Genomic DNA, 26,120 nt, shown 5'->3' on the forward strand with positions numbered 1-26,120 from the left:
AGCGGCGCGTCGAAGTGCCGCCTACTGCTTGAGGTTCAGCAGCACCGTCGGCTTCTTCCCGCTCTTGGTCTCGATCCGCACCGGCATGAAGTCGCGCGACGGTGCCAGCCAGAAGCGGCCGATCTTGTCCGGATTGTCGATGCGCTCCAGACGGATCGTCTCGAAGCTGCCGGCCGGCGTGCCGATCGTTTCGCGCCCCGCCAGCTTCAGCTGGTAATGCGTCAGATTCTTGCGATCGACCATGGTGAACTCGGCCAGCGGCGGTTCGGCATCGCTCGCGTGCTTGGCCACCCACAGGCGCACGGCCTGCTGCAGCGCGAAGCTGTCGACGGCGTCGCCGGGAATCTCGCGCACCAGGCCGTTCTCGTCGGTGACCGTCTTCTTCGCGTAATCGAAATCGAGCACGTAGCTCTGCTTGTCGTCGTTCTCCAGCACCGACTCATAGCGCTGGGAGCGCACGACGCCATCCTTCACGCAGAAGCGGCTCGACTGGTTCGGCGAGCCGTACAGCGCGCGGACGAAGGCATTCGGGCGCGTGACTGTCTCGTAGCGGTAGCAGCCGGCCACCGCATCCGGCTTCAGGCTGATCGTGGCATCACCGGCGCCGATGCCGGCGTAGTTGACGCTGTAGACCAGATGGATCGGCGGCAACGGCGCATCGGCGGCCTGCACCAGCAGGCCGACCGACAATGCGCTGGTGGCCAGCACGGACTTCCACATCAAGCGGCGGTTCATCGGAATCCTTCCTCGAGATCATCGAGCGTCAGCGGCTCCCGCAACGGACGGCCGCGAAAGACGGCGACGCCCTGCTCGAGCTGCAGCTCGCCTCGCGCCATCCAGGCCACGGCCTGCGGATAGATCTTCCGCTCCACCGTGTCCATCACGCGCTCGGCCAACTGCTGGACATCATCATGCGCCGGCACGATGAATCGACCCTGAATCACCGCCGGTCCGCCATCGAGCTGCGGCGAGACGAAATGCACGGTCGCGCCATGTTCGGCATCGCCTGCGCGCAGCACGGCGGCGTGCGTGTTCAAGCCCTTGTGGCGCGGCAGCAGCGACGGATGCACGTTCAGCATCCGGCCTTCGAACTCGCGCACGAAGCCTTCGGTGAGGATGCGCATGAAACCGGCCAGCGCGACGATGTCCGGCCGGCAGGCGCGCAAGCACGACGCGAGCGCGGCATCGAACGCGGCGCGATCCGGGAAGTCGACGTGCGGAATGACCGTCGTCGGCACGCCGGCCGCCGCGGCGATCGCCAGCCCCGGCGCGTCGGCGCGATTGCTGATCACGGCGACCAGATCGGCCGCGATCCGGCCCTCGCGAATCGCGGCGATCAGCGCTGCGAGGTTGCGGCCGCGCCCGGAGATGACGACGACGAGCCGTGCGCGTGGCGCTCCCGGAATCGAATCCGCGTCGTTCAAGCGTAGTGAACGTCGTCGGGCTGGCCCTTGACCACTTCGCCCAGCATCCAGGCCTTGATCTTCTGCGCCTTCAGCGCGGCCAGCGTCTCGTCCGCCTTCAGGCGCGGCACGATGACGACAAAGCCGACGCCGCAGTTGAACACGCGGCGCATCTCGTCTTCCTTGACGTTGCCGGCGGCCTGCAGCCACTGGAACACGGCCGGACGCTGCCAGCTCGCGAGATCCACCGCCGCCGCCGTGCCGGCCGGAAACATGCGGGTCAGGTTGCCGGTGATGCCGCCGCCGGTGATGTGGGCCATGCCGCGGATCGGCAGGCCGGCATCGAGCAGCGCCAGGATCGGCTTGACGTAGATCGTGGTCGGCGCCATCAGCGCGTCGATCAAGGTGCCCTTGTCGAGCGGTGTGGAATGCCTGGCCTTGCTGACCTCGAGAATCTTGCGGATCAGCGAGTAGCCGTTGGAATGCGGGCCGCTCGAAGGCAGCGCGATGATCACGTCGCCCGGCCTGATCTTGGCGCCGTCGATCAGCTTCTTCTTCTCGGCCACGGCGACACAGAAGCCGGCCAGATCGAAGTCACCTTTCGCGTACATGCCCGGCATTTCCGCCGTTTCGCCGCCGACCAGTGCGGCACCGGCCAGCTTGCAGCCCTTGGCGATGCCCTTGATCACGGCACCGGCGACGCGGTTGTCGAGCTTGCCGGTGGCGTAGTAATCGAGGAAGAACAGCGGCTCCGCGCCATTGACCAGCACGTCGTTGACGCACATCGCCACCAGATCCTGACCCAGCCCTTCGACCCGGCCGCTGTCGATGCCGAGCCGCAGCTTGGTGCCGACGCCATCGGTGCCGGAGACCAGCACCGGCTGCCGGTACTTGGTCGGAATCGTCACCAGTGCGCCGAAGCCGCCGACGCCGGCCATCACTTCCGGCCGCTGCGTCGACTTGACGATCTTCTTGATGTCATCGACTAGCGCATCGCCGCGGTCGATGTCGACACCGGCGTCGGCATAGCTCAGCGACTTGCTGGCTGCCGGCTTCGCCATCGACTTACGCGGGGCGGAGCCCCTGGCAGGAGCCTTGACGGGCGCCGGAGCGGCGGCAGGCTTGGACTTCTTGTTCTTTTCGGCAGCGGTCATGAGCGAAGGCAGTCTGGGAACCGTATGATTTTACCCGTTCCCGCGCCCCTCCCCGCGCCCTGCCCGACCACCATGCCGACTGAGCCTGCTTCGATCCTCCGCGATGCCTCGCCATCGGCGCTGTCGCTGCTGCGCGACCATTGGGGCTGGTACCTGCTGGTGGCCGCGATCCTTGCGCTGATGATCGCGCTCGGGCCCATCCTCGCGCCGTTCGCGATCGGCGCCACCTTCGCCTACCTCGGCGATCCGATCGTCGACCGGCTGGAGCGGTTCAAGCTGTCGCGCACGGCCGGCGTCGCCGTCGTGTTCTTCGTCGTCACCAGCCTCGCGGTGCTGGCGCTGGTGCTGCTGGTGCCGATCCTGCAGGTGCAGATCCTGTCGCTGATCGACAACTTCCCGGCGATGCTGCAGTGGGTGCAGACCGTTGCGCTGCCGAAGCTGGGCCTGAGCCTGCCGCGCGGCATCGAGCTGGACGCCGCCGGCCTGCGCAAGTTCGTGGCCTCGCACTGGGATGGCGCCACCGATGTCGCGTTGATCGTGTTCAGCTACGTCGGCCGGTCGACGCCCGCGCTGCTCGGCTTCGTCGCCAACCTGTTCCTGATTCCGATCGTCACCTTCTACCTGCTGCGCGACTGGGACCGGATGGTGCACCAGGTCCGCGACCTGATTCCGCGCCGCGTGTTGCCGCACGCGATCCAGTTCGCCGAAGAAACCAACGACGTGCTGAACGCACTGATCCGCGGGCAGCTGCTGGTGATGCTGGCACTGGCGTTCATCTACTCGTTCGGGCTGTGGCTGGTCGGGCTGAAGGTCGCGTTGCTGATCGGCATCGTCGCCGGCATGGTCAGCTTCGTGCCGTATCTCGGCTTCGTCGGCGGCCTGCTGTCGGCCAGCATCGCGATGCTGATCCAGGAGCAGGCGGCGCTGCCGGTGGTCTGGGTGCTGGCCGTGTTCTCGGTCGGCCAGATGCTCGAAGGCGGCGTGCTGACGCCGATGCTGGTCGGCGACCGCATCGGCCTGCATCCGGTGGCGGTGATCTTCGCGATCCTCGCCGGCGGGCAGCTGTTCGGCTTCGTCGGGGTGCTGGTGGCCTTGCCGGTGGCGGCGGTGCTCGCGGTGCTGGTGCGCCATGCGCTGCGCCGCTGGGCACGCAGCCCGCTGTATATCGATACTCACGAGCCGCCTGCACCGTCAGGGTCGGTCGATCCCGCTTCCCGCGAATCGGAACCATCGGCCATCCCGTGATCGGCGAGCAATTGCCGCTGTCGGTGCAGTTGCCGGACAGCGCCAGCTTCGACAACTTCCACGCCGGCCCGAACGCGCAGGCGCTCGCGGCGCTGCGCGAGCTCGGGCTGGGCGAAGGCGGCACCACGCTGATCCACGGTCCGCACGGCTGCGGCAAGACGCACCTGCTGCAGGCCTGCTCGCGCGATGCGCTGGCCCGGCGCCAGCGCGCGGCCTATCTGCCGCTCGGCTCGTTCGCGGCCGAGCAGCCCGCCGTCATGCAGGGCTTCGAGCACTATGATCTGGTCTGCCTCGACGACGTCGACGCCCCGCTGCAGGACCGCGACTGGGCACAGGGCCTGCTGCGCCTGCTGGACGCGGTGAAGACCCATGGCGGCCGCTGCCTGCTGAGTGCCGCGGTGCCGCCGGATCGCCTCGCGATCGCGCGCCTGCCCGACCTGCGCACGCGGCTGTCGGCCTGCGCCAGCTTCGCGCTGCGCAAGCTCGATGACGACGAACACGCCGCGATGCTGAAAGCGCGGGCCCAGCGCCTCGGCCTCGCGCTGCCGCACGAGACCATCCACTGGATGCTGACGCACCTGCCGCGCGACACCTCCAGCCTGCTCGCCGCGCTGGCCCGGATCGACCGTGCCGCGCTCGCCGCCCGTCGGCGCCCGACCCTGCCGTTCGTGCAGCAGGTGCTGACTGCAAGCGCTCAACCCCAGCCGGAAACGCGCTAGCCTCGACCCATGGTCGACAGCCCGCCGACGCAACGCAGTCCAGTCCTCGCTCGCATCCAAATCCCGTGAGCCATATCCAACACTTCCGAGGCGTTCACTGATGTCGATGAACACGATGCGCCGCCTGTCGAGCGTGCTCGCGGCGGCAGTTCTCGCCGCGCTGGCGGGTGCGGCGCGCGCCGAGCCGGCGCTGAACATCCCGCCGCTCGACGTCCGCGAACGCGTGCTCGCCAACGGCCTGACCGTGCTGAGCCTCGAAGACCACGCCAGCCCGACGACGGCGATCCAGGTCTGGTATCGCGTCGGTGCCAAGGACGATCCGCAGGGCCGCAGCGGCTTCGCGCACCTGTTCGAGCACCTGATGTTCAAGCGCACGAAGAACCTCGTCGACGAGCAGTTCGACCGGATGACCGAGGACGTTGGCGGCGCCAACAATGCCTCGACCGGCGACGACGTCACCAACTACCTGAACGTCGTGCCGTCGAACCACCTCGAACGGCTGCTGTGGGCGGAGGCCGAGCGGCTGTCGAACCTGACCGTCGACGAAGGCAACTTCAAGTCCGAACGCGCCGTGGTGCAGGAGGAATTCCGCACCAGCGTGCTGACGCCGCCGTACGGCCGCTTCGAATACGCGATGCAGCAGAACTCGTGGGCCGTGCACCCGTACCAGCGCTCGACCATCGGCAGCATCGAGGATCTCGACGCCGCCACGCTCGATGACGTGCGCGCCTTCCACCGCGACTACTACCGCACCGACAACGCCGCGCTCGTCGTCACCGGCGACTTCGACCCGCAGCAGCTCGATGCCTGGGTCGACCACTACTTCGGCAAGCTGCCGAAGCCCGCCGGCACGATCAAGCGCGTGACCGCGGTCGAGCCGGAACGCATGGCCGATCGCCGCGTCACCGTGCGCGCACCGAACGTGCCGCTGCCGGCGCTCGGCTTCTCGTGGCTCGCACCACCGCCGAACGATGCCGACGTTCCGGCGCTGAAGCTGGCCGCCAGCCTGCTGTCCGATGGCGAATCGTCGCGGCTGCATCAGGCGCTGGTCTACCGTCTGCAGGTCGCGCAGCAGGTCGATGTCACCTACCTCGACAACGTCGACCGCGGGCTGGTGATGGCGTCGGTCGTCGCGGCCTCGGGCCAGCCGCTGGCGAAGATCGAGACGGCCTTCCTCAACGAGATCGATCGCCTCGCCAATCGCCCGATTCCGGCCGCCGAGCTGGACAAGGCTCGCACCGTGCTGCTGACGCGGCTGCTGACGCAGCGTGAAACGGTCGAGGGCCGGGCCTACGCCATCGGCGAAGCCTGGCTGCAGGCCGGCAGCGCCAAGGCCGCCAACACCTCGCTGACCGCGCTGCTCGCGGTGACCGCAGCCGATGTCCAGCGCGTGCTGAAGCAGCAGATCCTCGGCCATCGCCGGCTGACGCTCGAATACCTCGACGAAGCCCCGGCTTCGACCGGAGCCGCGAAATGACGCGCCCTGACCTGACGCGGGTGGATGCAGCCACTCGGCCGCTTGCCGTCACCGCCATCGTTCTGGCCGCGCTGGCCCTCGGTGCCTGTCGCCAGAAGACAGCGCCGAATGCCGAGGCGGCCACCGCCGCACCCGCCACCGCGCTCGAACAGCCGCCCGCGCCCGGCCCGGCGCGCGAGGCGGTGATTCCGAGCGCGATCGAACAGCGGCTGGCCAACGGCCTGCGCGTGATCGTGCTGCCGCGCGCCGGGGCCGCCCTCGTCGATGCCGAACTGCTGGTGCTGTCCGGCGGCGAAGTCGATCCGCCGGATCGCGCCGGCCTCGCCGATTTCACCGCCTCGCTGCTGACGCAGGGCACCACGACGCAATCCGCGCCGCAGCTGGCGCAGGCGGCGGAGGCGCTCGGCGGCAGCCTGAAGGCGCAGGCCGGCTGGAACGCGTCGCGCGTCGGCATCACCGTCACCACGCCGAAGCTCGCCGCCGCGCTGGACCTGCTCGGGGACGTCGTGCGTCGCCCGGCGTTCGCCAAGGCCGAAGTCGAGCGTTACCGCGCGCAGACGCTGGACGCGTTGCGGGTCAGCCTCAGCGATCCGGCCGATCTGACGCCGCTGGTCGCCGCCCGGCTGATCCACGGCGACGCGCCTTACGGCCACCCGCGCAGCGGCACGCCGGTATCGGTCGCGAAGATCGCGGCCGGCGACCTGCGGGCGCTGCACAGCCGCCACTACCGTCCGGACAATGTGGTGCTGATCCTGACCGGCGGACTCGACGCCGATACGGGCTTCGCGCTGGCCGGTCAGGTGTTCGGGGACTGGCCGACGCCGAAGGATCCGCTGCCGACGCTCGCAGCACCCGAATCGGCTGCGGATGCCGCAGCCACTGCGAAGACCGCCCGCGTCGTCGTGATCGACCTGCCGGACGCCGGTCAGGCCTCGGTGATGGCAGCGCTGCCGCTGCCGCCGCGCTCGGCCGCCGACTATTACGCCGGTCTGGTCACGCGAAACGTACTCGGCGGCGGCTATTCCTCGCGCCTGAACAGCGAGATCCGGATCAAGCGCGGCCTTAGCTATGGCGCTGGCGCGCAGTTCGACGTGCAGCGCGATGCCGGCGCGCTATACGCCAGTGCGCTGACCAAGAATCCGTCGGCGGCCGAGGTCGCCAGCCTGATCCGCGGCGAACTGCAGCGGCTGGCGACCGAGCCGGTCGGCGATGCCGAATTGGCTGCGCGCAAGGCCAGCTACCTCGGCGGCTACGCCCGCGGGCTGGAAACCGCGAGCGGGCTCGCCGGGCTGATCGCCCGCAATGTCGCGCTGGGCGTCGCGCCGGACGAGATCGGCAAGGTCATCGGCCACGTCAATGCCATCACGGCCGCGCAGGTGCAGGCCTACGCCGAAAGCCACCTGAAGCTCGATGCGATGACCTTGGTCGTCGTCGGCGACGCGAAGCAGTTCGTCGACGGCCTGAAGCAGGCCGGCTTCGAACCGACCGTGATCGCCGCGGACGATCTGGACCTCGGCCGCGTCGATCTGAAACGCGCAGCGCCATCAGCGAAGCGCTGAACGCAGCAACGACGGTCGGTCCGGCGTTAGCCGGACCGACGACACGATTCCGCAGGCAATCAATCAGTCGGCGTCAGATTCGCGCCACACCGTTTTCGCGCGCCGACCAGCGCACGAACAGCGTCAGCGCCGCGAACTCGACCGCTGCGACCAGCGCCAGCGCCACGCCGACCTGATGCCGTGACGGCACGGCGTAGGCCTCGCCCAACAGCGCCGCGCAGTAGCCGGATACGAGCAGCGTCATCCAGCCCGCCGTATAGCGGCTTTTCCGGATCAGGCCGCGAACTGCGGCCATCAGCGGCAGGATCAGCAGGAAACCGACGGCAAGGCCAGCCCACCACCAGATGCCGCCAATCAGCGCGATGTGCAGCACCAGCGCCAGAGCCCATGCGAATTGACTCAATGGCGTCTTCATGCGGCGAGCTTCGCGGCCGTTTCCGCCACCCGCTTGCCGAGCGCCTGACACAGCGCGATCTCGTCCTTGCTCAGCGGCCGCGGCTTGCCCCCGGTGCCGGCGACATGGCTCGCGCCGTACGGCGTGCCACCGGTCTCGGTCGCCGACAGGGCCGGCTCGCTGTACGGCAGGCCGACCAGCAGCATTCCGTGATGCAGCAGCGGCAGCATCATCGTCAGCAAGGTCGACTCGTTGCCGCCATGCAGGCTGCCGGTCGACGTGAACACCGCTGCAGGCTTGCCGACCATCGCGCCGGACAGCCACAGGTCCGAGGTGCCGTCGATGAAGTACTTCAGCGGCGCCGCCATATTGCCGAAGCGCGTCGGACTGCCGAGCACGAGGCCGGCGCATTCGCGCAGGTCCGCCGATGTGGCGAACGGCGCGCCGTCGTCCGGTACCGCAGGCTGCGTGGCTTCGATCGTCGGGGAGACCGCCGGCACCGTTCGCAGCCGCGCCTGCACGCCAGGCACCGCTTCGATGCCGCGGGCGATCTGCCGCGCCATCGCGAGCGTCGCCCCGTGTCGGGAGTAATAGAGGACCAGAATGTCGATCATGAAGGACGGGCGCGATGCGCGATCAAAAGGAGAGCGCGATTGTAAGGCTTTGCGCCGACTCGAAAATCCTGTGGTCGCAGGCTCCGCAGCCTCGCGCGGTTTGACCCCACCCGCCCCGCTGGCTAGGCTCGCCGCCATGTCACATTCCGTCCTTCGCAAGCTCGCGCTTCTGGCGCTGCTCGGCTCCCTCGTGTCGTGTTCCGCAGTGCCGGCGCGTGTGGAATCACCCCCCGCCGCGAAGCCGAAACCGGCGGCCGCAAAGCCACCGGCGACCACGGCGGCGAAACCGAAAGCTGGCACCACGGCTGCCAGCGGGACCAAACCGGCCGCCGGAAAGCCGGCGGCAGCCAAGCCGACCACGGCCGCCACCAAGCCGGCGACGACCAAGCCGAAGACGCCGGCGGCGGCCGTGCCGAATCCGGCACCGAATGCCGGCGTCGCAGCGCCGTCCGCGCTCGACATCGGTCCGCCGATCGCCGCCGCTCCGACCGCCGTGGCCAACGCTGCGGCAACGAAGCCGCGCTCGCCGCCATCGAACCAGCGGCTGCCGTCGGTGACGATCGTCATTCCGCGCAATCCCGGCGTATCGACCGCCAGCAGCGCCAACGAGGCGGCCGCGACCACCGCGTCAAGCGGCTCGCCGACGGCCGCCGCAGCGCCCAAAACCGACGCAGCAAGCACGTCCGCGCCATCTGCATTGATCGCCGACACGAAATCGCCCCCCGCCGCGGGCACGGCAGCAGCCACGGCCAAGTCTTCCGTCGGCGGCGAAGCGACAAAGGCAAGCGCGGCAGCGCCGACGGCAGCCGCCGCGCACCCCGCCCGCACGCCGGCGCAGGACGTGCCGGACGTCGCGAGCAAGCCGGCGCCAGCGCTGTCGGCCGCCACTGCGGCGGCGCCCCCGCGGCCGGAACCCGCCACCGTCACCGCCGCAGGCTCGCCACCGGCGCCGGTACCGACGGCCCCTGCGGCAGCGCCCAAGCCCACGTTGCCATCGGCCCCCGAGCCGAAACAGGACGTCGCGACGAACGTCGCCGAGCCGCCCCAAGCTGCGGCCGAGTTGGTGGCAGCGACAACCCAGCCGGCGAACGTATCCGCAGTCCCGCCGCCGCCGAATGCGGTAAAGGCCGAAGACAAGGTCGAGCCGAGCAGCGCCGCGATCCCGCCGCCTGCCGCGCCGCCGGTCCTGTCGTCGGCCTCGGCCAAACCGGTGACGGCGGCTCCGGACGCGACTTCGGCACCGGCCGACGTCGCGCCAGCGCCAGCGCCAGCGCCGATGCCGGTGCCGGTGCCGTCAGTCGCGACGACGGTGGCGACGACGCCTCCCGCATCCGCAGCGCCGGCCGCCGTTGCGCCGGACCCGCTGGCCCAGCCAGCGATTTCGGACGCCGAACGTCGGGCGCTGGCAGCGATTCCGCTGCCGCGACTGCCGAATCTGGTTCGGGAGGCCGCGCCGACCGAGCTTGCCGCGGTCACGCCGGCACCGGCCGCCGCCGGCATCCCGCCACGCATCGTTGCGCCGGGCGAGTCGCTGTCGGCACCGCCGCTGGACGCCGCCGGCAACCCGCTACCGGTGGAACCGAAGATCGAAACCGGCTCGGTGGCGTCCGAACTGCGCCGCGCGAGCGAGCGCACCGGTCTGGGCGACGCCGAACTCACGCGCATCCGTTCAATCGAACAGCAAATCGCCGCCGGCGACAGTTCCGGTGCGCTGCGGGCGCTGGCGGCGCTGAACACGGAGTTCGACAACGCGGCCAGCAGCCATGTCGTCGCCCGCGGCGAGGGGCTGTGGCAGATCGCGTCGCAGCCGGAAACCTATGGCAACGCGCTGCTGTGGCCGCTGATCTGGCGCGCGAACGCCGGTGCGCTGAAGGACCCGACGCGCGTGCTGCGCGGCCAGAAGCTCCGGATTCCGCGCTTCCCGAGCCTGAGCGCGGTTGCCGAAGCGCTGGACTACGCGCGCCGAAACCCGCTGGATCGCCGCTGACGGACCGCCGCAGCCGCGATCCGCCGCGTCAGCGCGACCAGCGCCGCGTCAGGCGATCGAGCACCAGATAGGGGTAGTCCGGCTTGCCGATGGAGCCGTTGTAGCGCGCCAAAGCCTTGACGTAGCTGCCCTTTTCCTTGTCCAGATAGAACTTGAGAATGGTGCAGCCCATGCGCAGATTGGTCGGCGTGTGGAACAGGTTGTCGCCCTTCTGGCCGATCTCCTCGATCCAGAACGGCATGATCTGCATGTAGCCGAGCGCGCCGACGCTGGACACCGCGAAGCGCTCGAAGCGCGATTCGACATCGATCGTCGCCAGCACCAGTTCCGGCGAGACGCCGGCTCGAGTCGCTTCCGCATGCAGCAGTCGCAGGAAGCGCAACCGGGTCGCCAGATCGGGCATCGCCTTCGGCACGTAGCGCGCCATGCGGCCCGCCATGTCGGTCAGCCAGATCTCCGCCAGCTGCGGATCATCGAAGCTCGTGGCCGACTCGATCGCCTGCTTCATCAAGAGCCGCAGTTCGGGCTCGGGTTCGCGGGTCGGTGCTGCGCTTGCGCTCAGCGCGAACAGGAAAGCCGCTGCGCAGACGACGCAGCGCAGCGGCTTTGCGGGTTTCAACGGCGGCTGGCGAGTGATCGGCGCTGGCATGGTCAGCCGCTATTCCAGCACGCCGTCGCCCGGCGCGATCAGCCGCCGAGCTTCTCCAGCACGGCGCTGGTCGTCGCGGCGATCATCTCGGCGCCAGCGGCGTCGCGGCGCTTGTACTCGAACTGCTGCGTGGCCAGACCCTTGGCGCCGACGATGATCCGGTGCGGGATGCCGATCAGGTCGGCGTCCTTGAACATCTCGCCCGGGCGCAGGCCGCGGTCGTCGATCGCGGTGTCGATGCCGGCAGCAAGCAATTCCGCGTACAGGGTTTCGGCGGCCGCCTTCACGGCCCCGGCGGTATCGGCCTTGTCGAGCCCGATCGGACAGACGATGACCCGGAACGGCGCGATCGCGTCCGGCCACAGGATGCCATTGGCGTCGTTGCGCTGCTCGATCACCGCGGCGGCCATGCGGGTCACGCCGATGCCGTAGCAGCCCATTTCCGGGGTCACCGGCTGCTGGTTCTCGTCGAGCACGGTCAGGTTCATCGCCTTCGTGTACTTCTTGCCGAGCTGGAACACGTGACCGCCTTCGATGCCGCGATACAGCTTGATCGTGCCGACGCCGTCCGGGCTCGGATCGCCTTCGACGATCATCCGCAGGTCGGCCGTTTCCGGCTCGGCGGCATCGCGGCCCCAATTGGCACCCCTCAGGTGATGGTTGTCCTCGTTGGCGCCGCAAACGAAATCGGCGACCTCGCTGGCCGCGAAATCGGCGATAACCGGAATCGGGCAAGCGACCGGGCCGAGGTAGCCGACTTCGCAGCCGAACACGGCCTTGACCTCTTCCGGCGTGGCCATCTGGAACGGATCGGCGATCTTCGGATGCTTGGCCGCCTTGATCTCGTTGAGCTGGTGATCGCCACGCAGCGCGATGCCGACCAAGCCCCCTTCGGCGCCCTTCACGACCAGCAGCTTGACCTTGTGATCGAGCGCCACCTTCATGAATTTCGAGACCTGCTCGCAGGTCTTCTGGCCCGGCGTCGACACCTTCTCGACTGCGGCCGTGGCGGCCGCACGCGGCGTGCCGCTGGCGCGCGTCTCGGCGGCTTCGACATTGGCCGCGTAATCGCCGGCATCGGACACCGCCAAAAGGTCTTCGCCGGACTGGGCCAGGATGTGGAACTCCTCGGAGCGCGAGCCGCCGATGTTGCCGCTGTCGGCCTTGACGATGCGGAAGTCGACGCCGACGCGGGTGAACACCTTGGCGTAGGCGGCGCGCATGTTGTCGTACTCGGCGGCCAGCGAGCTTTCCGTCATGTGGAAGCTGTAGGCGTCCTTCATGACGAACTCGCGCGAGCGCATCACGCCGAAGCGCGGACGGCGCTCGTCGCGGAACTTGGTCTGGATCTGGTAGTAGTTGACCGGCAGCTGACGGTAGCTGCGGATGTCCTGGCGGACGTGGAAGGTCACCACTTCTTCGGCGGTCGGGCCGAAACAGAACTCGTTCTTGTGGCGGTCCTTGATGCGCAGCATCTCGTCGCCCATCTGCGCCCAGCGACCGGACTCCTGCCACAGCTCGGCCGGCTGCACCGTCGGCGTCACGATCTCCATCGCGCCGGCGGCGTTCATTTCCTCGCGGACGATCGCTTCGATCTTGCGCAGCACGCGCACGCCGATCGGCATCCACGAATACAGACCCGAGCCCAACTGGCGAATGAAGCCGCCACGCAGCATCAGCTGATGGCTGACGACGGCGGCATCGGCCGGGGTTTCCTTCGAAGTCGACAGCGGAAAGCGGGACAGGCGCATGGGGGCTGGTGTGCGGTGATAGACCGGCGCGGATTGTAACGTTCGCGCGCCGGTGCCGCCCCGTGTCTGCGGGTGCGAGGTCTGCTCGCGTTGCCACGCGCAACGATGGGCGGGGCGTCGTGCTTGCGTGGCGCGCGCCCCTGTCTGGCCAGCGCCGGCCTCGCCTTCCATGGCCGGGCGCGGTGATCCGCCCGCGAGCAGGGCTCGCGCACCCCAGTCGATGTGCCGCGTCATGCCATCCATGGCGAGGCCATGTCCTTGTTCGGCGGGCCCCGGCCCGGCCATCCCTGGCCGGGCGCGCTGATCCGCGCGCGAGCAGGGTTCATGCTCGCCAGTCGATGCGCCGCGTCATGCCATCCATGGCGGGGCGATGTCCTTGTTCGGGGGGCCCCGGCCCGGCCGTCCTTGGCCGGGCGCGCTGATCCGCGCGCGAGCAGGGCTCGCGCACCTCAGTCGATGTGTCGCGTCATGCCATCCATGGCGAGGCCATGTCCTCTTCCCGCTGGCCCCGGCCCGGCCATCCCTGGCCGGGCGCGCTGATCCGCGCGCGAGCAGGGCTCGCGCAAGATTGCGGATCAGCGCCCGGTGAACTTCGCCGGCCGACGCTCGACGAACGACGCCACGCCTTCCTTGACGTCATCGCTGCCCATGATCGGCGCGAGATCGCGCACCAGCCGCTCGATCGCGACCTGATCGCCGTGCTCGATGGCGATGCGCGACGACTTCAGCGATGCATAAACACCGAGCGGCGCCTGCGCGGCGACGCGCTCGGCAATCGCCAGCCCACGCTCGAACTGCTGGCCGACGGGCACCACTTCCTGCACGAGGCCGATGCGCAGCGCTTCGGCGGCGTTGAACTCGTCACCGGTCAGCAGGTACTTCTGGGCGTTGCCCCAGCCGAATTCCTGAACCATGCGCACCGTCGCGCCACCGACCGCGTAGATGCCGCGCTTCACTTCGATCTGCCCGAAGCGGCAGTCTTCTGCGGCCACACGGATATCGGCGGCCAGCGCCAGTTCGATCGCCACCGTGAAGCAGATGCCGTGCATCGCGAAGATGATCGGCTTCGAGACGCGCTTTTCCGGGATCAGGCCGAACGGGTCGCGCTCGTGCTCGGCAAGATCCGGCCACTTGCCGGAGGCGAACGCCGGCGTCCATTGGGTCAGTTCCAGGCCGGCGGTGAATGCCTTGCCGTTGGCCGAGACCAGCGCGCAGCGCAGTTCCGGATCCGTATCGAGCAGGCCGTAAGCGGCGGCGAGCTGGTGGTGCATCTCCAGGTCGAAGGCGTTGTACTTTTCCGGCCGGTTGAAGGTGATCAGCAGCACATGGCCGCGGCGTTCGGTCAGGATCTTCGGGGCGGCGGCGGCGACTTCGGTCATGACGGCTCCTCTCGGTGGTCTTGTCGTTGTGAACAATCGTTTCGATATTCTGCCAGCCCGGCGCAGTGGCGGGCGGCTGATCGCAGCGAGGAATGGTGGGCCGCGACGTCAGGCTTCGACGTCGAGTTCCTGTTCGACGATCGCGCCGTCGATCGACCACCAGCCGCGCAGCTGCAGCACACCCTTGATTGCCAGCGAGGCGGTCAGGCGCAGCAGTTCCGGGTGATCGGCGAAATCCTCAGCCAGTGGCGGATTCGGCAGCTCCGGCCGGTGCCGGTACAGCGCCCAGACGCGCTTGCCATGCTGGCGCAGCATCGCCTGCATCTCGGCCACCGAGGCACCTTCGACGATCGGCATCCAGCCATTCGGCACGCTGCCGCCCGCTTCGTCGGCAACCACCGCACTCAGGAACGGCGTGGTGGCGATCTGCGCTTCATGCAGCAGGCGGATCGCGAACCGGCGCGGAATCAGGATCGGGATGGTCGGAGTCGGCATCGTATTCAGTCGTAAATGCCGCAGACGCGGCAGTGGGGGTCACGCGCCACAGTCAGGCTGCGCCACGACAGTTTGCCCGCATCCCACAGATGCAGTCGCGCGCTGTCGTCGCCGATGCCGAGCAGGACCTTGATTGCCAGCAGCGCCTGCATGGCGCCGATCACGCCGACCACCGGGCCGAGGATGCCGGCCTCCTCGCAGGTTTCCGCCGCTTCCCCGCCCTCGCCGAACAGGCAGGCGTAGCAAGGGCCGCCGGGCACGAACAGCGCGATCTGGCCTTCGAAGCGGATTGCCGCACCGGAGACCAGCGGCTTGCGGGCGGCGACACAGGCGCGATTGATCGCGAAACGGGCCGGGAAATTGTCGGTGCAGTCGAGCACGACATCAGCGTCGCGGACGGCGGCCAGCAGCGCGTCATCATCGAGCGGCCCCGGCCGGGTTTCGATCCGGCAGTCCGGGTTCAGGGCCCGCAGGTTGTCGGCTGCGGCGTCGAGCTTGGCTCGACCCAGATCAGCATTCCGGTAGACGATCTGCCGTTGCAGGTTCGAACGCTCGACGTGGTCGCGGTCGCTCAGGATCAGGCGGCCGAGTCCGGCGCCGGCCAGATACAGGCTGGCCGGTGCGCCCAGGCCACCGAGGCCGACGATCAGCGCGGTGGAATCGCGCAGCACGCTCTGGCCGTTGACCCCGACCTGGCGCAGGATGATCTGGCGGCTGTAGCGGGCGTAATCGCTCATGGCTTCCCGCCGCCGGTCACGCGGTCGTTGCCACCGAAATCCCGGCGGGTTTCGACGTTCCCGAAACCTGCTTCCGTCAGAAGCGCGCGCACCGCAGCGCCCTGATCATGACCGTGTTCGAGCAGCAGCCAGCCGCCTGATGTCAGATGCGCCGGTGCCTCGCGAACGATCTCGCGGATCGCGTCGAGGCCGTCGATGCCCGAGGTCAGCGCCAGCCGCGGCTCGTAGCGAAGCGCGGCGAGATGGATATCGCCTTCGGCGATGTACGGCGGATTGGACAGGATCAGATCGAACGGCGCGGCCTCGGCCGGCAGCGCCGCCAGCCAGGCACCGCAGGCAAAGGAAAGGTTGCTGACGCCGTTCCGCCGCGCGTTCTCGCGTGCGATGTCGAGGGCGGCCTCGGAGAGATCGGTCGCCAGCACCGACACCGCCGGCCGCTCGCTGGCAACGGCCAGCGCGATCGCGCCGCTGCCGGTCCCGAGGTCGAGCACCCGGGCCGAGCTTCCGGCCGGCAGCAGGCTCAGCGCCCACTCGACCAGCGTTTCGGTATCCGGACGCGGAATCAGCACTGCGGTGTCGACGACCAGATCCAGTGTCCAGAAGCCCTGTCGGCCGACGATGTAGGCCACCGGCTCGCCGAGCTTGCGCCGTTCGATCCAGCTGGCGTAGCGCAGCACCGTTGCGGCTTCGATCGCCTCGTCGTGGCGCAGGCGCAGCGCGGCGCGTTCGGAATCGAGCAAGGCCGCGAGCAGGATTTCGGCATCGACGCGGGCGCTGTCGGACGCTGCGTCCAGCTCGGACGTGCCCCAGCGCAGCCAGTCGGCAATGACGCCGGGTGCGAGCCCCTGCACGGCCGGCACCGGACGCGGCGTGGCATCGCTCGGCAGGACCGCGGGCGGCGACGGCGACGGCGCCTCGCTCATCCCTGATCGCCGAGGCTGGCCATCAGCTCGGCCTGATGCTCGGCCAGCAGCGGCTTGATCACGCCATCGAGTTCGCCGGCGATGACCCGATCGAGCTGGTACAGGGTCAGGTTGATGCGGTGATCGGTGACCCGGCCCTGCGGGAAGTTGTACGTGCGGATGCGCTCGGAACGGTCGCCGCTGCCGACCAGCTTCTTGCGGGTGGCGGCCATTTCGCTGTCCTGCTTGCTGCGTTCGGCGTCGAGCAGGCGCGACGCGAGCAGGCTCATCGCCTTCGCGCGGTTCTTGTGCTGGCTGCGCTCTTCCTGGCATTCGACGACGACACCGCTCGGAATGTGCGTGATGCGGATCGCCGACTCGGTCTTGTTGACGTGCTGGCCGCCGGCGCCGGACGAGCGATAGGTGTCGATCTTCAGGTCGGCCGGGTTGATGTCGATCGCCTGCGCTTCCTCGATCTCCGGCAGCACGGCGACGGTCGCGGCCGACGTGTGGATGCGGCCCTGGGCCTCGGTTTCCGGCACCCGCTGCACGCGATGCGCGCCGCTTTCGAACTTCAGCCGCGAGTAGGCGCCGAAGCCGGCGATCCGGGAAATGATTTCCTTGTAGCCGCCGTGCTCGCCCTCGTTCTCGGACAGCACTTCCAGCGCCCAGCCCTGCGCTTCCGCGTACTTCTGGTACATGCGGAACAGGTCGCCGGCGAAGATCGCGGCCTCGTCACCACCGGTGCCGGCGCGAATTTCGAGAAAGACGTTGTTGTTGTCGAGCGGATCCTTCGGAACCAGATAGCTTTCCAGCTCCGCCTGCAGCGCCTCGGCGCGCGCCTTCAGCGCCGGCAGGTCGGCCTCGGCCAGTGCGCGCATTTCGGCATCGGCATCGTTGCGCAGCAGTTCCAGACTTTCGATCTCGTCCAGCGCGGCGCGGTAGCCGTCAAAGGCGTCGACCACCGGGCCGAGTGCCGCGTATTCCTGCGACAGGCGCCGGAACTTGTCGGAGTCCCCGAGCACTTCCGGCGATGACAGCTCGCCAGCGATGTCGGCTCGGCGCTCGGCGAGCGTCTCGATCTTGCGGAGGAGGCTGGGTTTCATGGGCGTGCAGGGATCAGGCGTGCAGCAGGAGACGGCAAACAGCGAAGCAGCGGGCCGAAGCTCGCTAAGCCTGGTCGCTTGTGCGCCTCATTCCACTCGCCGGATGCCTCGCCACGATCACGCGTCGACCGGCGGCAGGTCGAACAGCTTTTCCGCCGCATCCATCAATTGCGACTGCTCGACGGCATCGCCCGAGCGCAGCGCCTTGGACGGCGCGTGCAGCAGCTTGTTGGTCAAGGTGTCGGCGACGAAGGCCATCACCGCTTCGGCCGATTCGCCGTTGGCGAGCTTGCGCCGCGCCTTCTCCAGCACGTCGTCCCGGCTGACGCGAGCATGGTCGCGCAGGCGGCGGATGGTGACGCCGGCATCGCGGCTTTCGAGCCACTTCTCGAAGTGGACGGCCTGATCCTCGACCAGCACTTCCGCCTGCTTCGCGGCGTTCTCGCGGTGCTTCATGTTGCCGGCGATCACGGCCTTCAGATCGTCCAGCGTGTACAGGTAAACGTCTTCGAGCCCGGAAATCGCGGGGTCGAGATCGCGCGGAATCGCGAGATCGATCATCAGCACCGGCTTGCGCCGGCGGCGCGAGATCGCGTTCGCGACCGGCTCCTTGCCGAGGATGAAGCCGCGCGCGGCCGTGCACGAGATCACGACATCGGCTTCCGGCAGGTGCGTCGGCAGTTCGGCAAGGCCGATCGCGTAGCCGCCGAGCGTGGTCGCCAGTGCCTGCGCCTTCTCCAGGCTGCGGTTGGCGACGACCATGCGGCCGACACCGTGCGTTTTCAGATGCCGCGCCAGCAACTGGATCGTCTCGCCGGCGCCGATCAGCAGCACCGACTGGTTGCGCAGGTCCGAAAAGATATGGTTCGCCATCTGCACCGCGGCATACGCGATCGACACCGGATGGGCACCGATCTCGGTCTCGCTGCGCACCAGCTTGGCCACCGAAAACGAATGCTGGAACAGCCGCGACAGCACCGGCCCGAGCGCGCGCACGCCTTGCGCCTGTGCAAACGCGGTCTTCATCTGGCCGAGGATCTGCGGCTCGCCGAGCACCATGGAATCCAGCCCCGACGCCACCCGCAGCGAGTGGCGGACGGTGCCGCGATCGCGCAGCACGTAGGCATGCTTTTCAACCGTGCCGGCCGGCGCCTGCCGCTCGCGCTGCCACCAGTCCAGCAGGCGGCCTTCTTCCTCGGGTGCCGCCACCGCGAAGATTTCGGTGCGGTTGCAGGTCGACAGGATGGCGGCTTCGGAGACTCCGGGCAGCGCTCGCAGACGCGTCAGCGCGTCCGGGATCTCCGCGGCCGTGAACGCCAGTCTCTCGCGCGTTTCGACCGGCGCGGAGTGGTGGCTGAGTCCCAGTGTCAAAAGGGCCATTGGCTACGAGTGTCCAGTTCTCTTGATTTTCCAACTTTCAAGCGCGCGTGACAAGTTGGCACCGGCGCGCGCATCTGCGCAGCATTTTGCAAGACCTGCGCCGCTGCTGTCGCGGCTACTGCCGGTCGTGATCGGACCGACGGCGCACCGTCGGTGCAGGCGCTACACTATTTCCGATATCTCCCGCCGAGCCAGCCCTCACGTGCACGTCTCCCGTCAGTCGTTGCAGCCCTCGTTGAGCGTCGTGCTGTCTGTCGTCGGGGCCTGTGTGCTGAGCACCGCTGCCGCCGCCGCGGACGTTTCCGGGCGGGGCTCGTCGGGTTCCGGCGCAGCCGAGGCGCAGTACCACATCCTTGCGGGCGAAGTGGCGGCCGGCCGCAATCAGCCACTGGTCGCGGCCGAGGAGTTCCTGAAGGCGCTCGAATTCGCGCCCGATGCGGCGCTTGCCGCGCGCGCCACGTCGCTGGCATTGGCTTCGAACAACGCGACGCTCGCGCTGAGCACGGCGCGCAAGTGGCTGACCATCGAGCCGACCAGCCTCGAAGCACGCGAAGTCATCACCCGCCTGTCTCTGCGCGCCGGGCTGACCGATCAGGCGTACGAACAGTGCGTGGCGATCGTCAAGGATCACCCGGGCGGTCTCGACGATGGCCTGCGCCACGTCTCGCTGCTGCTCGCACAGGAAGAACAGCAGGGCCCGGCGGCGCTGGCGCTGATAGCGAAGCTGGTGGCGCAGTACCCGAAGCGGGCTGGCGCTTGGCAGGCGCAGGGTCTGCTGGCGCTGCGCTTCGGCGACATCGAACAAGCCGAGAAGTCGGCTCGCGAATCGCTGCGGCTCGATCCATCGTCGAAGGAAGCGCCGCTGCTGCTGACCGGCGCGCTGGTCCGCAAGGGCGACATCGCCGGTGCCGACCAGATCATCGACGGCCAGACTCGCAACAATCCGATCGCGTCGGACATCCGGCTCGGCTACGCCCGGCTGCTGATCGAATCGAACCAGCGCGAGCATGCGCGCCTGCAGCTGACGCGCGTGCTGAAGGGCACGGGCGACAACACCGATGCGCTGTATCTGCTCGGTCTGATCAACCTCGACGAAGGCAATGTCGACGAGGCCGAGCCGCAGTTCCGCACCTTGGTCAAGACCAAGGATCGGGCCAACGAGGCGCACTACTACCTCGGCCGGATTGCCGAGCAGCGTGGGCGCTGGGCCGATGCGCTGAGCGAATACACGCAGGTCAACGCCGGCAATCAGGTGCTCGATGCCTCGGTGCGCCGCGCCGAGATGCTGTACCGCACCGGCAAGCTGGACGAAGCGCGCGTCACGCTCGAGCAGTTGCGGCGGCAGTATCCGCCGCTGTCGCCGCGCTTCTACCTCGCCGAAGGTCAGCTGCTGAACGATGCCGGCACGCCCGACGAAGCGCTGCTGCTGTACTCGCGGGCGCTCGAGGAACACAAGAACGAGCCGGATCTGTTGTACGCCCGCTCGCTGGTGTTCGAGCGTCTGAAGCGCCTCGACGAAGCCGAGGCCGATCTGCGCACGGTGCTGACGGCGTCGCCGGCCGATGCCCGCGCACTGAACGCGCTCGGCTTCATGCTCGTGGTCCACAGCAGCCGCCTCGACGAAGCCGAGAAGCTGATCGCCAAGGCGCTGGAAATCACGCCGGAAGAGCCGGCGGTGATCGACAGCATGGGCTGGCTGCGCTTCCGTCAGGGCCGGCAGTCGGAGGCGCTGTTGCTGCTCGCCCGCGCCTATGAAGTGTTCCCGGATCCGGAAGTCGCCGCGCACTTCGGCGAAGCGCTGTGGGTCGGCGGCGATCGCGGCAAGGCCCAGGCGGTGTGGGACCGAGCGCTGCAGGCATCGCCGAACAACGGCGTGCTGCGCGAAACGATCAAGCGGCTGATGCCGTGACGATTTGCATGGCGTCTCGCGCAGGCGGTTCGCTGCCGCGCCTGCCGCTGCGCGCCGTCGCGGCGACGCTGGCGATGGCCATTGCGATGGGCATGAGCGGCTGCAGTTCGGTGCCGGTCAAGCCGTTCAATACCGACTTTTCTGAGCGCAATTGGGGCATCCGGCAGGCCAACATTTCCGGGGTCCAGAGCTTTGCGCTTAAGGGCCGCCTGGCCGAAGCCGGCATCGCGGGCGCCCGCGGTGATCTGGACTGGACCCAGAGCGGTGAACGCTTCGATTTCCGCGTTTCCGGGCCGCTGGGCGTCGGTGCGCTGGCCATCAGCGGCGATCCGAAAGGGGTCGAGATTCGCAGCAAGAACGGTGTCATCGTCACGGGCGAGCCCGAGGCCTACATGCAGGAAAAGCTCGGCTGGAGCCTGCCGCTGAGCTTGCTTCGCTACTGGGCGCTTGGCGTGCCGGCCCCGATGCGGGAGCTGCCGAAGCCGATGATGGTGAAGCTCGACGACGCCGGACGCGCGCTGACGCTGAAGCAGTCGGGCTGGCAGATCGACTATCTCGAATACCAGCCGGTGAACTCGCTGGTGCTGCCGCGCAAGCTCACGCTGAACAACGGCAGCCGCAGCTTCCGCATCGTCATCGACGAGTGGTCCGGCACGCCGTGACCACCGTCGCCGCGCCGGTCTGATGCAGCGCGGCAAAAAATACCTGCAATCGGTCGAAGCGGCCCGGCGCCGCAGCTATAATCCGCCGCACAATTGGGGCGTCGCCAAGTGGTAAGGCAGGAGGTTTTGATCCTCCCATTCGGTGGTTCGAGTCCATCCGCCCCAGCCAATTTCCCTATGCAGCCAAAGTCTTCGGCTGCATAGGGAAACTGCTCCGGCGAATACCGGAGCCCCGCCGATTCCCGCAAGCCACGCAGCTTCACACCACTTTCGAGCCCCATGCCTGACAGTTCAGCCCAGTTGATGTTGTTCAGCGGCAGTGCCAATCCCGCACTCGCGCAGGACATCGCGAACTATCTGCACCTCCCGCTCGGCAAGATGGCGCTCGGCCGGTTCTCCGACGGCGAAGTCCAGATCGAGATCCTCGAAAACGTCCGCGGCAAGGATGTCTTCGTGATCCAGCCGACGCATGCCCCGACCGATCAGCACATCATGGAACTGCTGATGATGCTCGACGCGTTCAAGCGCGCCTCGGCCGGCCGCATCACGGCCGTGGTCCCGTATTTCGGCTATGCTCGTCAGGATCGTCGCCCGCGTTCAGCACGCGTGCCGATCAGCGCCAAGGTCGTGGCCGACATGATCGGCGAATGCGGCGCGCACCGCGTGCTGACGGTCGACCTGCATGCCGACCAGATCCAGGGCTTCTTCGACATTCCGGTCGACAACGTCTACGCCAGCCCGGTGCTGCTCGGCGACATCTGGCGCCAGAAGTACGAGAACCTGATCGTGGTGTCGCCGGACGTCGGCGGCGTGGTCCGCGCCCGTGCGCTGGCCAAGCAGCTCGACGAAGCCGACCTCGCGATCATCGACAAGCGCCGCCCGCGCGCCAACGAATCGCAGGTGATGAACATCATCGGCGACGTCAGCGGCAAGACCTGCGTGCTGATCGATGACCTCGTCGACACTGCCGGCACGCTCGGCAAGGCCGCCGCGGCGCTGAAGGAACATGGCGCGATCAAGGTCGTCGCGTATGTCACGCATCCGGTGCTGTCCGGCCCGGCGATTTCCAACATCCAGAACTCGCAGCTCGATTCGATGGTCTGTACCGACACCATCGTGCTGACGCCGGAAGCGAAGGCCTGCCCGAAGATTCGCCAGCTGTCGATTGCCGGCCTGCTGGCCGAAACCATTCGCCGCGTCAGCGCCGAGGAATCGGTCAGCTCGCTGTACGTCGACTGACGCCCTGCCCCACTCGGAGTTTTCGGATGCCGACACCTGCGCAGATCTTCGCAAAGCTGTCGAAGCAACCGATGGGCCGCCGCCTGTTCACTTGGGCGGTGTGCCGCAAGGCGCCGTATTTCGCCAGCATTCAGCCGCTGGTGCAGGATCTGAAGATCGGCCGCTGCGAAGTGCGGATGGCCAAGCGCCGCGCGGTGCAGAACCACATCGGCACGGTGCACGCGATCGCCATGTGCAACCTCTGCGAGATGGCTGGCGGGCTGATGATCGATTCCAGTCTGCCGAAGGCCTTGCGCTTGATTCCGAAGGGCATGACCGTTCGCTACTTGCGCAAGGCCGAGACCGATCTCGTGGCCGTGGCCGAGTGGACGCCCGACCTCGGCGATGACTACAGCGGCGACGTCGTGCTGCCCGTGCGTGTGCGCGACACCGCCGGCACCGTGGTGATGGAAGCCGACATCAGCATGTACGTGTCGCCGAAGCCGGCCGCCGCGCGTTCCACCGCGTCCAAGGTCGCTTCCATCAACGGTTAGCCACATTACCGAATGACGCCTCGTGCAACGCTGAGGCATTATTCGGATTCGATATTTTCGTTACCGGAGCTTCGAATGACCCAGCCCCAGAACCCGCTAGTCCTGACCGACGTCAAGGATCGCGTGATGACCATCCGGCTCAACCGGGCGGACAAGAAGAACGCCCTGACGCAGGACATGTACGTGGCGATGAAGGAAGCACTCGACGATGCCGCGTCGAACGCCGAGGTTCGCGTGGTCCTGTTCACCGGTGCGCCCAGCGCGTTTTCCAGCGGCAACGACCTCCAGGATTTCCTGAAGCTCGACCACAAGATCGGCGACAACCCGGTCGCCCGCTTCATGAACACGCTGGCGACGTTCGCCAAGCCGGTGGTCGCCGCCGTCAACGGCCCGGCGATCGGCATCGGCGCCACCCTGCTGCTGCATTGCGACCTGGTCTACGTCGGAAGCTCGGCGCGCCTGCAGTTCCCGTTCGTCAACATCGGCATCTGTGCCGAGTTCGCGTCCACTTTCCTGATGCCGCGCTTCATGGGCCACGTGAAGGCGGCGGAACTGCTGCTGCTGGGCGAACCGTTCAGCGCGCAGGTTGCCGTCGACGGGGGCATCGCGAATGCAGTGCTGGCGGACGATCAGGTCGAAGCCCATGCGCTCGAGCGCGCGCTGAAACTCGCCGGGCAGCCGCCGAATGCGCTGCGCGTGACCAAGATGCTGATGAAGCGCTGGTCCGACAAGGAAGTGACCGATGCCATCAAGCTCGAAGCCGATCACTTCATTCCGATGCTGCGGATGCCGGAAGCGGTGGAAGCGATGACGGCCTTCATCAGCAAGCGCAAACCGGATTTCTCGAAGTTCCAGTAAGCCGGCGCGCGCTTCATGGGCACGCCACTGCCGGCCGCGCTGCGCGACAACAAGCGCGAGAACAACAAGCAGGCCAATCGCTCGACGCTGATCGCGGCGGCGCGAAGCTGCTTCATCAGCATGGGCTTCGATGCCGTGACCGTGCGCGACATCGTTCGCGAAAGCGGTCTGTCGCAGGGCACGTTCTACAACTACTTCCCGGACAAGGAAACCCTGTTCCGGGAAATTCTCGAAGAGCGGATCAGCGAAATCACCGAGCGCATGCACCAGTTGCGCGAGTCGGCGACGACGCTCGAACAGTTCGTCTTCGGCGCCTTCCGCACCCTGTTCGCCAAGATCGTCGAAGAGCCGTGCTTCTTCGAACTGATCCTGCGCAACGAGCACACGGTGCGCGGCCTGTTCAAGGAAACCGTTGTCGGCATTCCGCTGTCGACGCTGAAGGATGACCTGCGCAACGCGATGATGCGCGGCCTGTTTCCGGAGCTCGATGTCGATCTGCTGGCGGCGGCGCTGTACGGCATCGGCTTCGAGATCGGACGCGTGATCTGCGAACAGGGCCGCAGCGATCCCGATCAGGCCGCGCAGTTCGCCACACGCCTGCTGACCGAAGGCATCCAGACCTTCGGCCTCAGCGGCGTGCGCTCGCGCATGGGCCCGGGCATCGCGCCCGGCATGACGGTGGTCCAGACCTGAGCCACGGACCGCCCGCTGTCTGAGCGCTCAAGCGCTGCGTTCCAGCAGCACGATGACCTCGTAGTGGCGCGTCTGCGGAAACATGTCGAGCACGCGTGCGCGACGCGCCGTGAATGACGGCATCGCTGCCAGGTCACGCGCCAGCGACTCCGCGTTGCAGCTCGAATACAGCACGTGGCGCGTGTCGCTTGCATGCTCCAGCAGGTCCGCAAGCACCGGGCCGATGCCGCGTCGCGGCGGATTGACGATCACCAGCGGCGCCGTCGTCGCTTGTGCCGACGCCCAGACTGCAGCATCGGCACAGACGAACGACAGCGACGCAGCGCCTGCATGTCCGGCCTGCGCGGCGGCTTGCCGCCCCAGCTCGGCGCTTGCGATGGCTTCGGCTTCGATCTCGATGCCGGTCACGCGTCGGCCTGCACGCGCCGCGTGCAGCGCGAAGCCACCAACACCGCAGTACAGGTCCCAGACCGCCGCCGGCTGCAGTTCGTCGATCCAGTCGCGCGCCTGCCGGTACAGGGCAGCCGCCACCGCCGTGTTGGTCTGAAAGAAGCTCTGCGGACGAAGATGCAGCAGCACCTCGTTGACCGGCAGCAGCAGCCGCGGCTGCGCGCTCAGCAGGATTTCGCGCGGGCCCTCAAGCACCGCCTTGTGCTCCGGCTGCAGGTTGGCCGATACCACCTGCAACTGCGGCAAGTCCTCGTGCAGCGACAGCAGATGCTTGCGAATGCGGGCGATGGCCGCTTCCGAACGCAGGACGAAGCGCAGCATCAGGCCACCATCCGGGGCCTCGGTCAGCAGCACGAACTTCAGCTCGCCGCGGCGCGTCTGGAGATCGTAAGGATCCAGCGCTGCCCGGCTGATGAACGCCCGGATCGCCGGAAAGCACTGCTGCAACGACGCCGGATACAGCGGACAGTCGCCCAGATCCACACCGTGACCGGCGGCATCGCGAATGCCGAGGATCGGTGCGACGGCCGATCCGCTGACCACCATCTTGGCCTTGTTGCGAAAGCCCGACGCCACGCTCGCCACCGGTGGTAGCCAGTCGATCGAAGCATGCGATGCCAGCAGCGCGCGGCAGTGTTCGAGCTTGCCGGCAAGTTGCATCGCATACGGCTGCGCAAGCTCGGTGCACGAGCGGCAGCGGCCGGCGCGGAAGTGTTCGCAGTTCATCAGCGCTACAGCATGCCAGCGCCGCGATGGCACGGCTCGGCGCGCAACGCGCCGACACCGTTCAGCCGGCGCCGCGCTGCGACGTCAGCAGACCCGACG

25 protein-coding genes and 1 tRNA gene are annotated in these 26,120 nt (G+C 68.0%); 12 read left to right on the forward strand and 14 right to left on the reverse strand.

Annotation, left to right across the window (positions count from 1 at the left end):
• Window positions 1–21: 21 nt before the first annotated feature.
• From QZ951_RS08820 to purM, 3 genes are read right to left on the reverse strand one after another with little or no spacing between them, the layout of a single operon-like run.
• Window positions 22–735: a DUF3108 domain-containing protein gene (locus tag QZ951_RS08820; protein WP_293000176.1), complete on the reverse strand. Its 714-nt coding sequence runs from the start codon at window positions 733–735 to the stop codon at window positions 22–24.
• Window positions 732–1,424, reverse strand: coding sequence for a phosphoribosylglycinamide formyltransferase (gene purN, locus QZ951_RS08825; RefSeq protein ID WP_293000177.1), 693 nt, complete (start codon window positions 1,422–1,424; stop codon window positions 732–734). The genes QZ951_RS08820 and purN overlap by 4 nt, the downstream gene beginning before the upstream one ends.
• The gene (purM, locus tag QZ951_RS08830) at window positions 1,421–2,464 is read right to left on the reverse strand and encodes a phosphoribosylformylglycinamidine cyclo-ligase (protein WP_293000178.1); all 1,044 of its coding nucleotides are present in this window, start codon (window positions 2,462–2,464) and stop codon (window positions 1,421–1,423) included. Before purM ends, purN begins: the two co-directional genes overlap by 4 nt.
• 165 nt (window positions 2,465–2,629) lie before the next feature.
• Between purM and QZ951_RS08835 the strand changes: the two genes are divergently transcribed.
• The 4 genes from QZ951_RS08835 to QZ951_RS08850 all read left to right on the forward strand — a co-directional run bounded on the left by QZ951_RS08835 (window position 2,630) and on the right by QZ951_RS08850 (window position 7,557).
• The gene (locus tag QZ951_RS08835; protein ID WP_293000179.1) at window positions 2,630–3,802 is read left to right on the forward strand and encodes an AI-2E family transporter; all 1,173 of its coding nucleotides are present in this window, start codon (window positions 2,630–2,632) and stop codon (window positions 3,800–3,802) included.
• Entirely contained in the window at window positions 3,799–4,521 is a 723-nt protein-coding gene (gene hda / locus QZ951_RS08840; protein WP_293000180.1) for a DnaA regulatory inactivator Hda, read from the forward strand. The genes QZ951_RS08835 and hda overlap by 4 nt, the downstream gene beginning before the upstream one ends.
• Before the next feature lie 100 nt (window positions 4,522–4,621).
• The gene (locus QZ951_RS08845) at window positions 4,622–5,998 is read left to right on the forward strand and encodes a pitrilysin family protein (protein WP_293000181.1); all 1,377 of its coding nucleotides are present in this window, start codon (window positions 4,622–4,624) and stop codon (window positions 5,996–5,998) included.
• Window positions 5,995–7,557: a pitrilysin family protein gene (locus QZ951_RS08850; RefSeq protein ID WP_293000182.1), complete on the forward strand. Its 1,563-nt coding sequence runs from the start codon at window positions 5,995–5,997 to the stop codon at window positions 7,555–7,557. Before QZ951_RS08845 ends, QZ951_RS08850 begins: the two co-directional genes overlap by 4 nt.
• 73 nt (window positions 7,558–7,630) lie before the next feature.
• Here QZ951_RS08850 and QZ951_RS08855 read toward each other — a convergent pair whose 3' ends face one another.
• Complete coding sequence (locus tag QZ951_RS08855; RefSeq protein ID WP_293000183.1) at window positions 7,631–7,972, reverse strand: DUF2069 domain-containing protein; 342 nt, start codon at window positions 7,970–7,972, stop codon at window positions 7,631–7,633.
• Complete coding sequence (gene wrbA, locus QZ951_RS20390) at window positions 7,969–8,565, reverse strand: NAD(P)H:quinone oxidoreductase (protein ID WP_366943851.1); 597 nt, start codon at window positions 8,563–8,565, stop codon at window positions 7,969–7,971. The genes QZ951_RS08855 and wrbA overlap by 4 nt, the downstream gene beginning before the upstream one ends.
• Window positions 8,566–9,775: 1,210 nt before the next feature.
• Here wrbA and QZ951_RS08865 point away from each other — a divergent pair.
• Window positions 9,776–10,552: a LysM peptidoglycan-binding domain-containing protein gene (locus QZ951_RS08865; protein ID WP_293000185.1), complete on the forward strand. Its 777-nt coding sequence runs from the start codon at window positions 9,776–9,778 to the stop codon at window positions 10,550–10,552.
• 28 nt (window positions 10,553–10,580) lie between these two features.
• On the opposite strand, the gene QZ951_RS08870 is transcribed toward QZ951_RS08865, so the two are convergent.
• The 8 genes from QZ951_RS08870 to hemA all read right to left on the reverse strand — a co-directional run bounded on the left by QZ951_RS08870 (window position 10,581) and on the right by hemA (window position 18,951).
• Window positions 10,581–11,171 carry a lytic transglycosylase domain-containing protein gene (locus tag QZ951_RS08870; protein WP_293000186.1) on the reverse strand — a complete coding sequence of 197 codons (591 nt, stop codon included), beginning with the start codon at window positions 11,169–11,171 and terminating at the stop codon, window positions 10,581–10,583.
• A gap of 68 nt (window positions 11,172–11,239) precedes the next feature.
• The gene (locus QZ951_RS08875; RefSeq protein WP_293000187.1) at window positions 11,240–12,952 is read right to left on the reverse strand and encodes a proline--tRNA ligase; all 1,713 of its coding nucleotides are present in this window, start codon (window positions 12,950–12,952) and stop codon (window positions 11,240–11,242) included.
• Between the two features lie 575 nt (window positions 12,953–13,527).
• Window positions 13,528–14,331, reverse strand: coding sequence for a crotonase/enoyl-CoA hydratase family protein (locus QZ951_RS08880; protein WP_293000188.1), 804 nt, complete (start codon window positions 14,329–14,331; stop codon window positions 13,528–13,530).
• Window positions 14,332–14,439: 108 nt separating this feature from the next.
• Complete coding sequence (locus tag QZ951_RS08885) at window positions 14,440–14,826, reverse strand: hypothetical protein (RefSeq protein ID WP_293000189.1); 387 nt, start codon at window positions 14,824–14,826, stop codon at window positions 14,440–14,442.
• Between the two features lie 5 nt (window positions 14,827–14,831).
• On the reverse strand, window positions 14,832–15,563 hold the full coding sequence (gene moeB, locus QZ951_RS08890) for a molybdopterin-synthase adenylyltransferase MoeB (protein ID WP_293000190.1): 732 nt from the start codon (window positions 15,561–15,563) through the stop codon (window positions 14,832–14,834).
• Complete coding sequence (gene prmC / locus QZ951_RS08895) at window positions 15,560–16,486, reverse strand: peptide chain release factor N(5)-glutamine methyltransferase (protein ID WP_293000191.1); 927 nt, start codon at window positions 16,484–16,486, stop codon at window positions 15,560–15,562. The genes moeB and prmC overlap by 4 nt, the downstream gene beginning before the upstream one ends.
• Window positions 16,483–17,571, reverse strand: coding sequence for a peptide chain release factor 1 (gene prfA, locus QZ951_RS08900; protein ID WP_293000192.1), 1,089 nt, complete (start codon window positions 17,569–17,571; stop codon window positions 16,483–16,485). Before prfA ends, prmC begins: the two co-directional genes overlap by 4 nt.
• Window positions 17,572–17,688: 117 nt before the next feature.
• Window positions 17,689–18,951: a glutamyl-tRNA reductase gene (hemA, locus tag QZ951_RS08905; protein ID WP_293000193.1), complete on the reverse strand. Its 1,263-nt coding sequence runs from the start codon at window positions 18,949–18,951 to the stop codon at window positions 17,689–17,691.
• A 244-nt stretch (window positions 18,952–19,195) separates the two neighbouring features.
• Between hemA and QZ951_RS08910 the strand changes: the two genes are divergently transcribed.
• From QZ951_RS08910 to QZ951_RS08940, 7 genes are all read left to right on the forward strand, one after another.
• On the forward strand, window positions 19,196–20,860 hold the full coding sequence (locus QZ951_RS08910) for a tetratricopeptide repeat protein (protein WP_293000194.1): 1,665 nt from the start codon (window positions 19,196–19,198) through the stop codon (window positions 20,858–20,860).
• An 8-nt stretch (window positions 20,861–20,868) separates the two neighbouring features.
• Window positions 20,869–21,522, forward strand: coding sequence for a lipoprotein insertase outer membrane protein LolB (lolB, locus tag QZ951_RS08915; protein WP_293000195.1), 654 nt, complete (start codon window positions 20,869–20,871; stop codon window positions 21,520–21,522).
• A gap of 94 nt (window positions 21,523–21,616) precedes the next feature.
• Window positions 21,617–21,691, forward strand: a tRNA-Gln gene (locus QZ951_RS08920).
• 110 nt (window positions 21,692–21,801) lie between these two features.
• A complete protein-coding gene (locus QZ951_RS08925; RefSeq protein WP_293000196.1) occupies window positions 21,802–22,761 on the forward strand; it encodes a ribose-phosphate diphosphokinase in 960 nt (319 codons plus the stop codon).
• Window positions 22,762–22,787: 26 nt separating this feature from the next.
• Entirely contained in the window at window positions 22,788–23,294 is a 507-nt protein-coding gene (locus tag QZ951_RS08930) for a hotdog fold domain-containing protein (RefSeq protein ID WP_293000197.1), read from the forward strand.
• 75 nt (window positions 23,295–23,369) lie between these two features.
• A complete protein-coding gene (locus QZ951_RS08935; protein WP_293000198.1) occupies window positions 23,370–24,152 on the forward strand; it encodes an enoyl-CoA hydratase in 783 nt (260 codons plus the stop codon).
• A gap of 15 nt (window positions 24,153–24,167) precedes the next feature.
• The gene (locus QZ951_RS08940; protein ID WP_293000199.1) at window positions 24,168–24,845 is read left to right on the forward strand and encodes a TetR/AcrR family transcriptional regulator; all 678 of its coding nucleotides are present in this window, start codon (window positions 24,168–24,170) and stop codon (window positions 24,843–24,845) included.
• 27 nt (window positions 24,846–24,872) lie between these two features.
• Here the strand turns inward: QZ951_RS08940 and rlmC are convergent, their stop codons facing one another.
• Window positions 24,873–26,021, reverse strand: a complete 1,149-nt coding sequence (rlmC, locus tag QZ951_RS08945) for a 23S rRNA (uracil(747)-C(5))-methyltransferase RlmC (RefSeq protein ID WP_293000200.1) — start codon at window positions 26,019–26,021, stop codon at window positions 24,873–24,875.
• Between the last annotated feature and the right edge of the window lie 99 nt (window positions 26,022–26,120).

This window comes from Nevskia sp., assembly GCF_021732705.1.
Taxonomy (GTDB): Bacteria; Pseudomonadota; Gammaproteobacteria; order Nevskiales; family Nevskiaceae; genus Nevskia.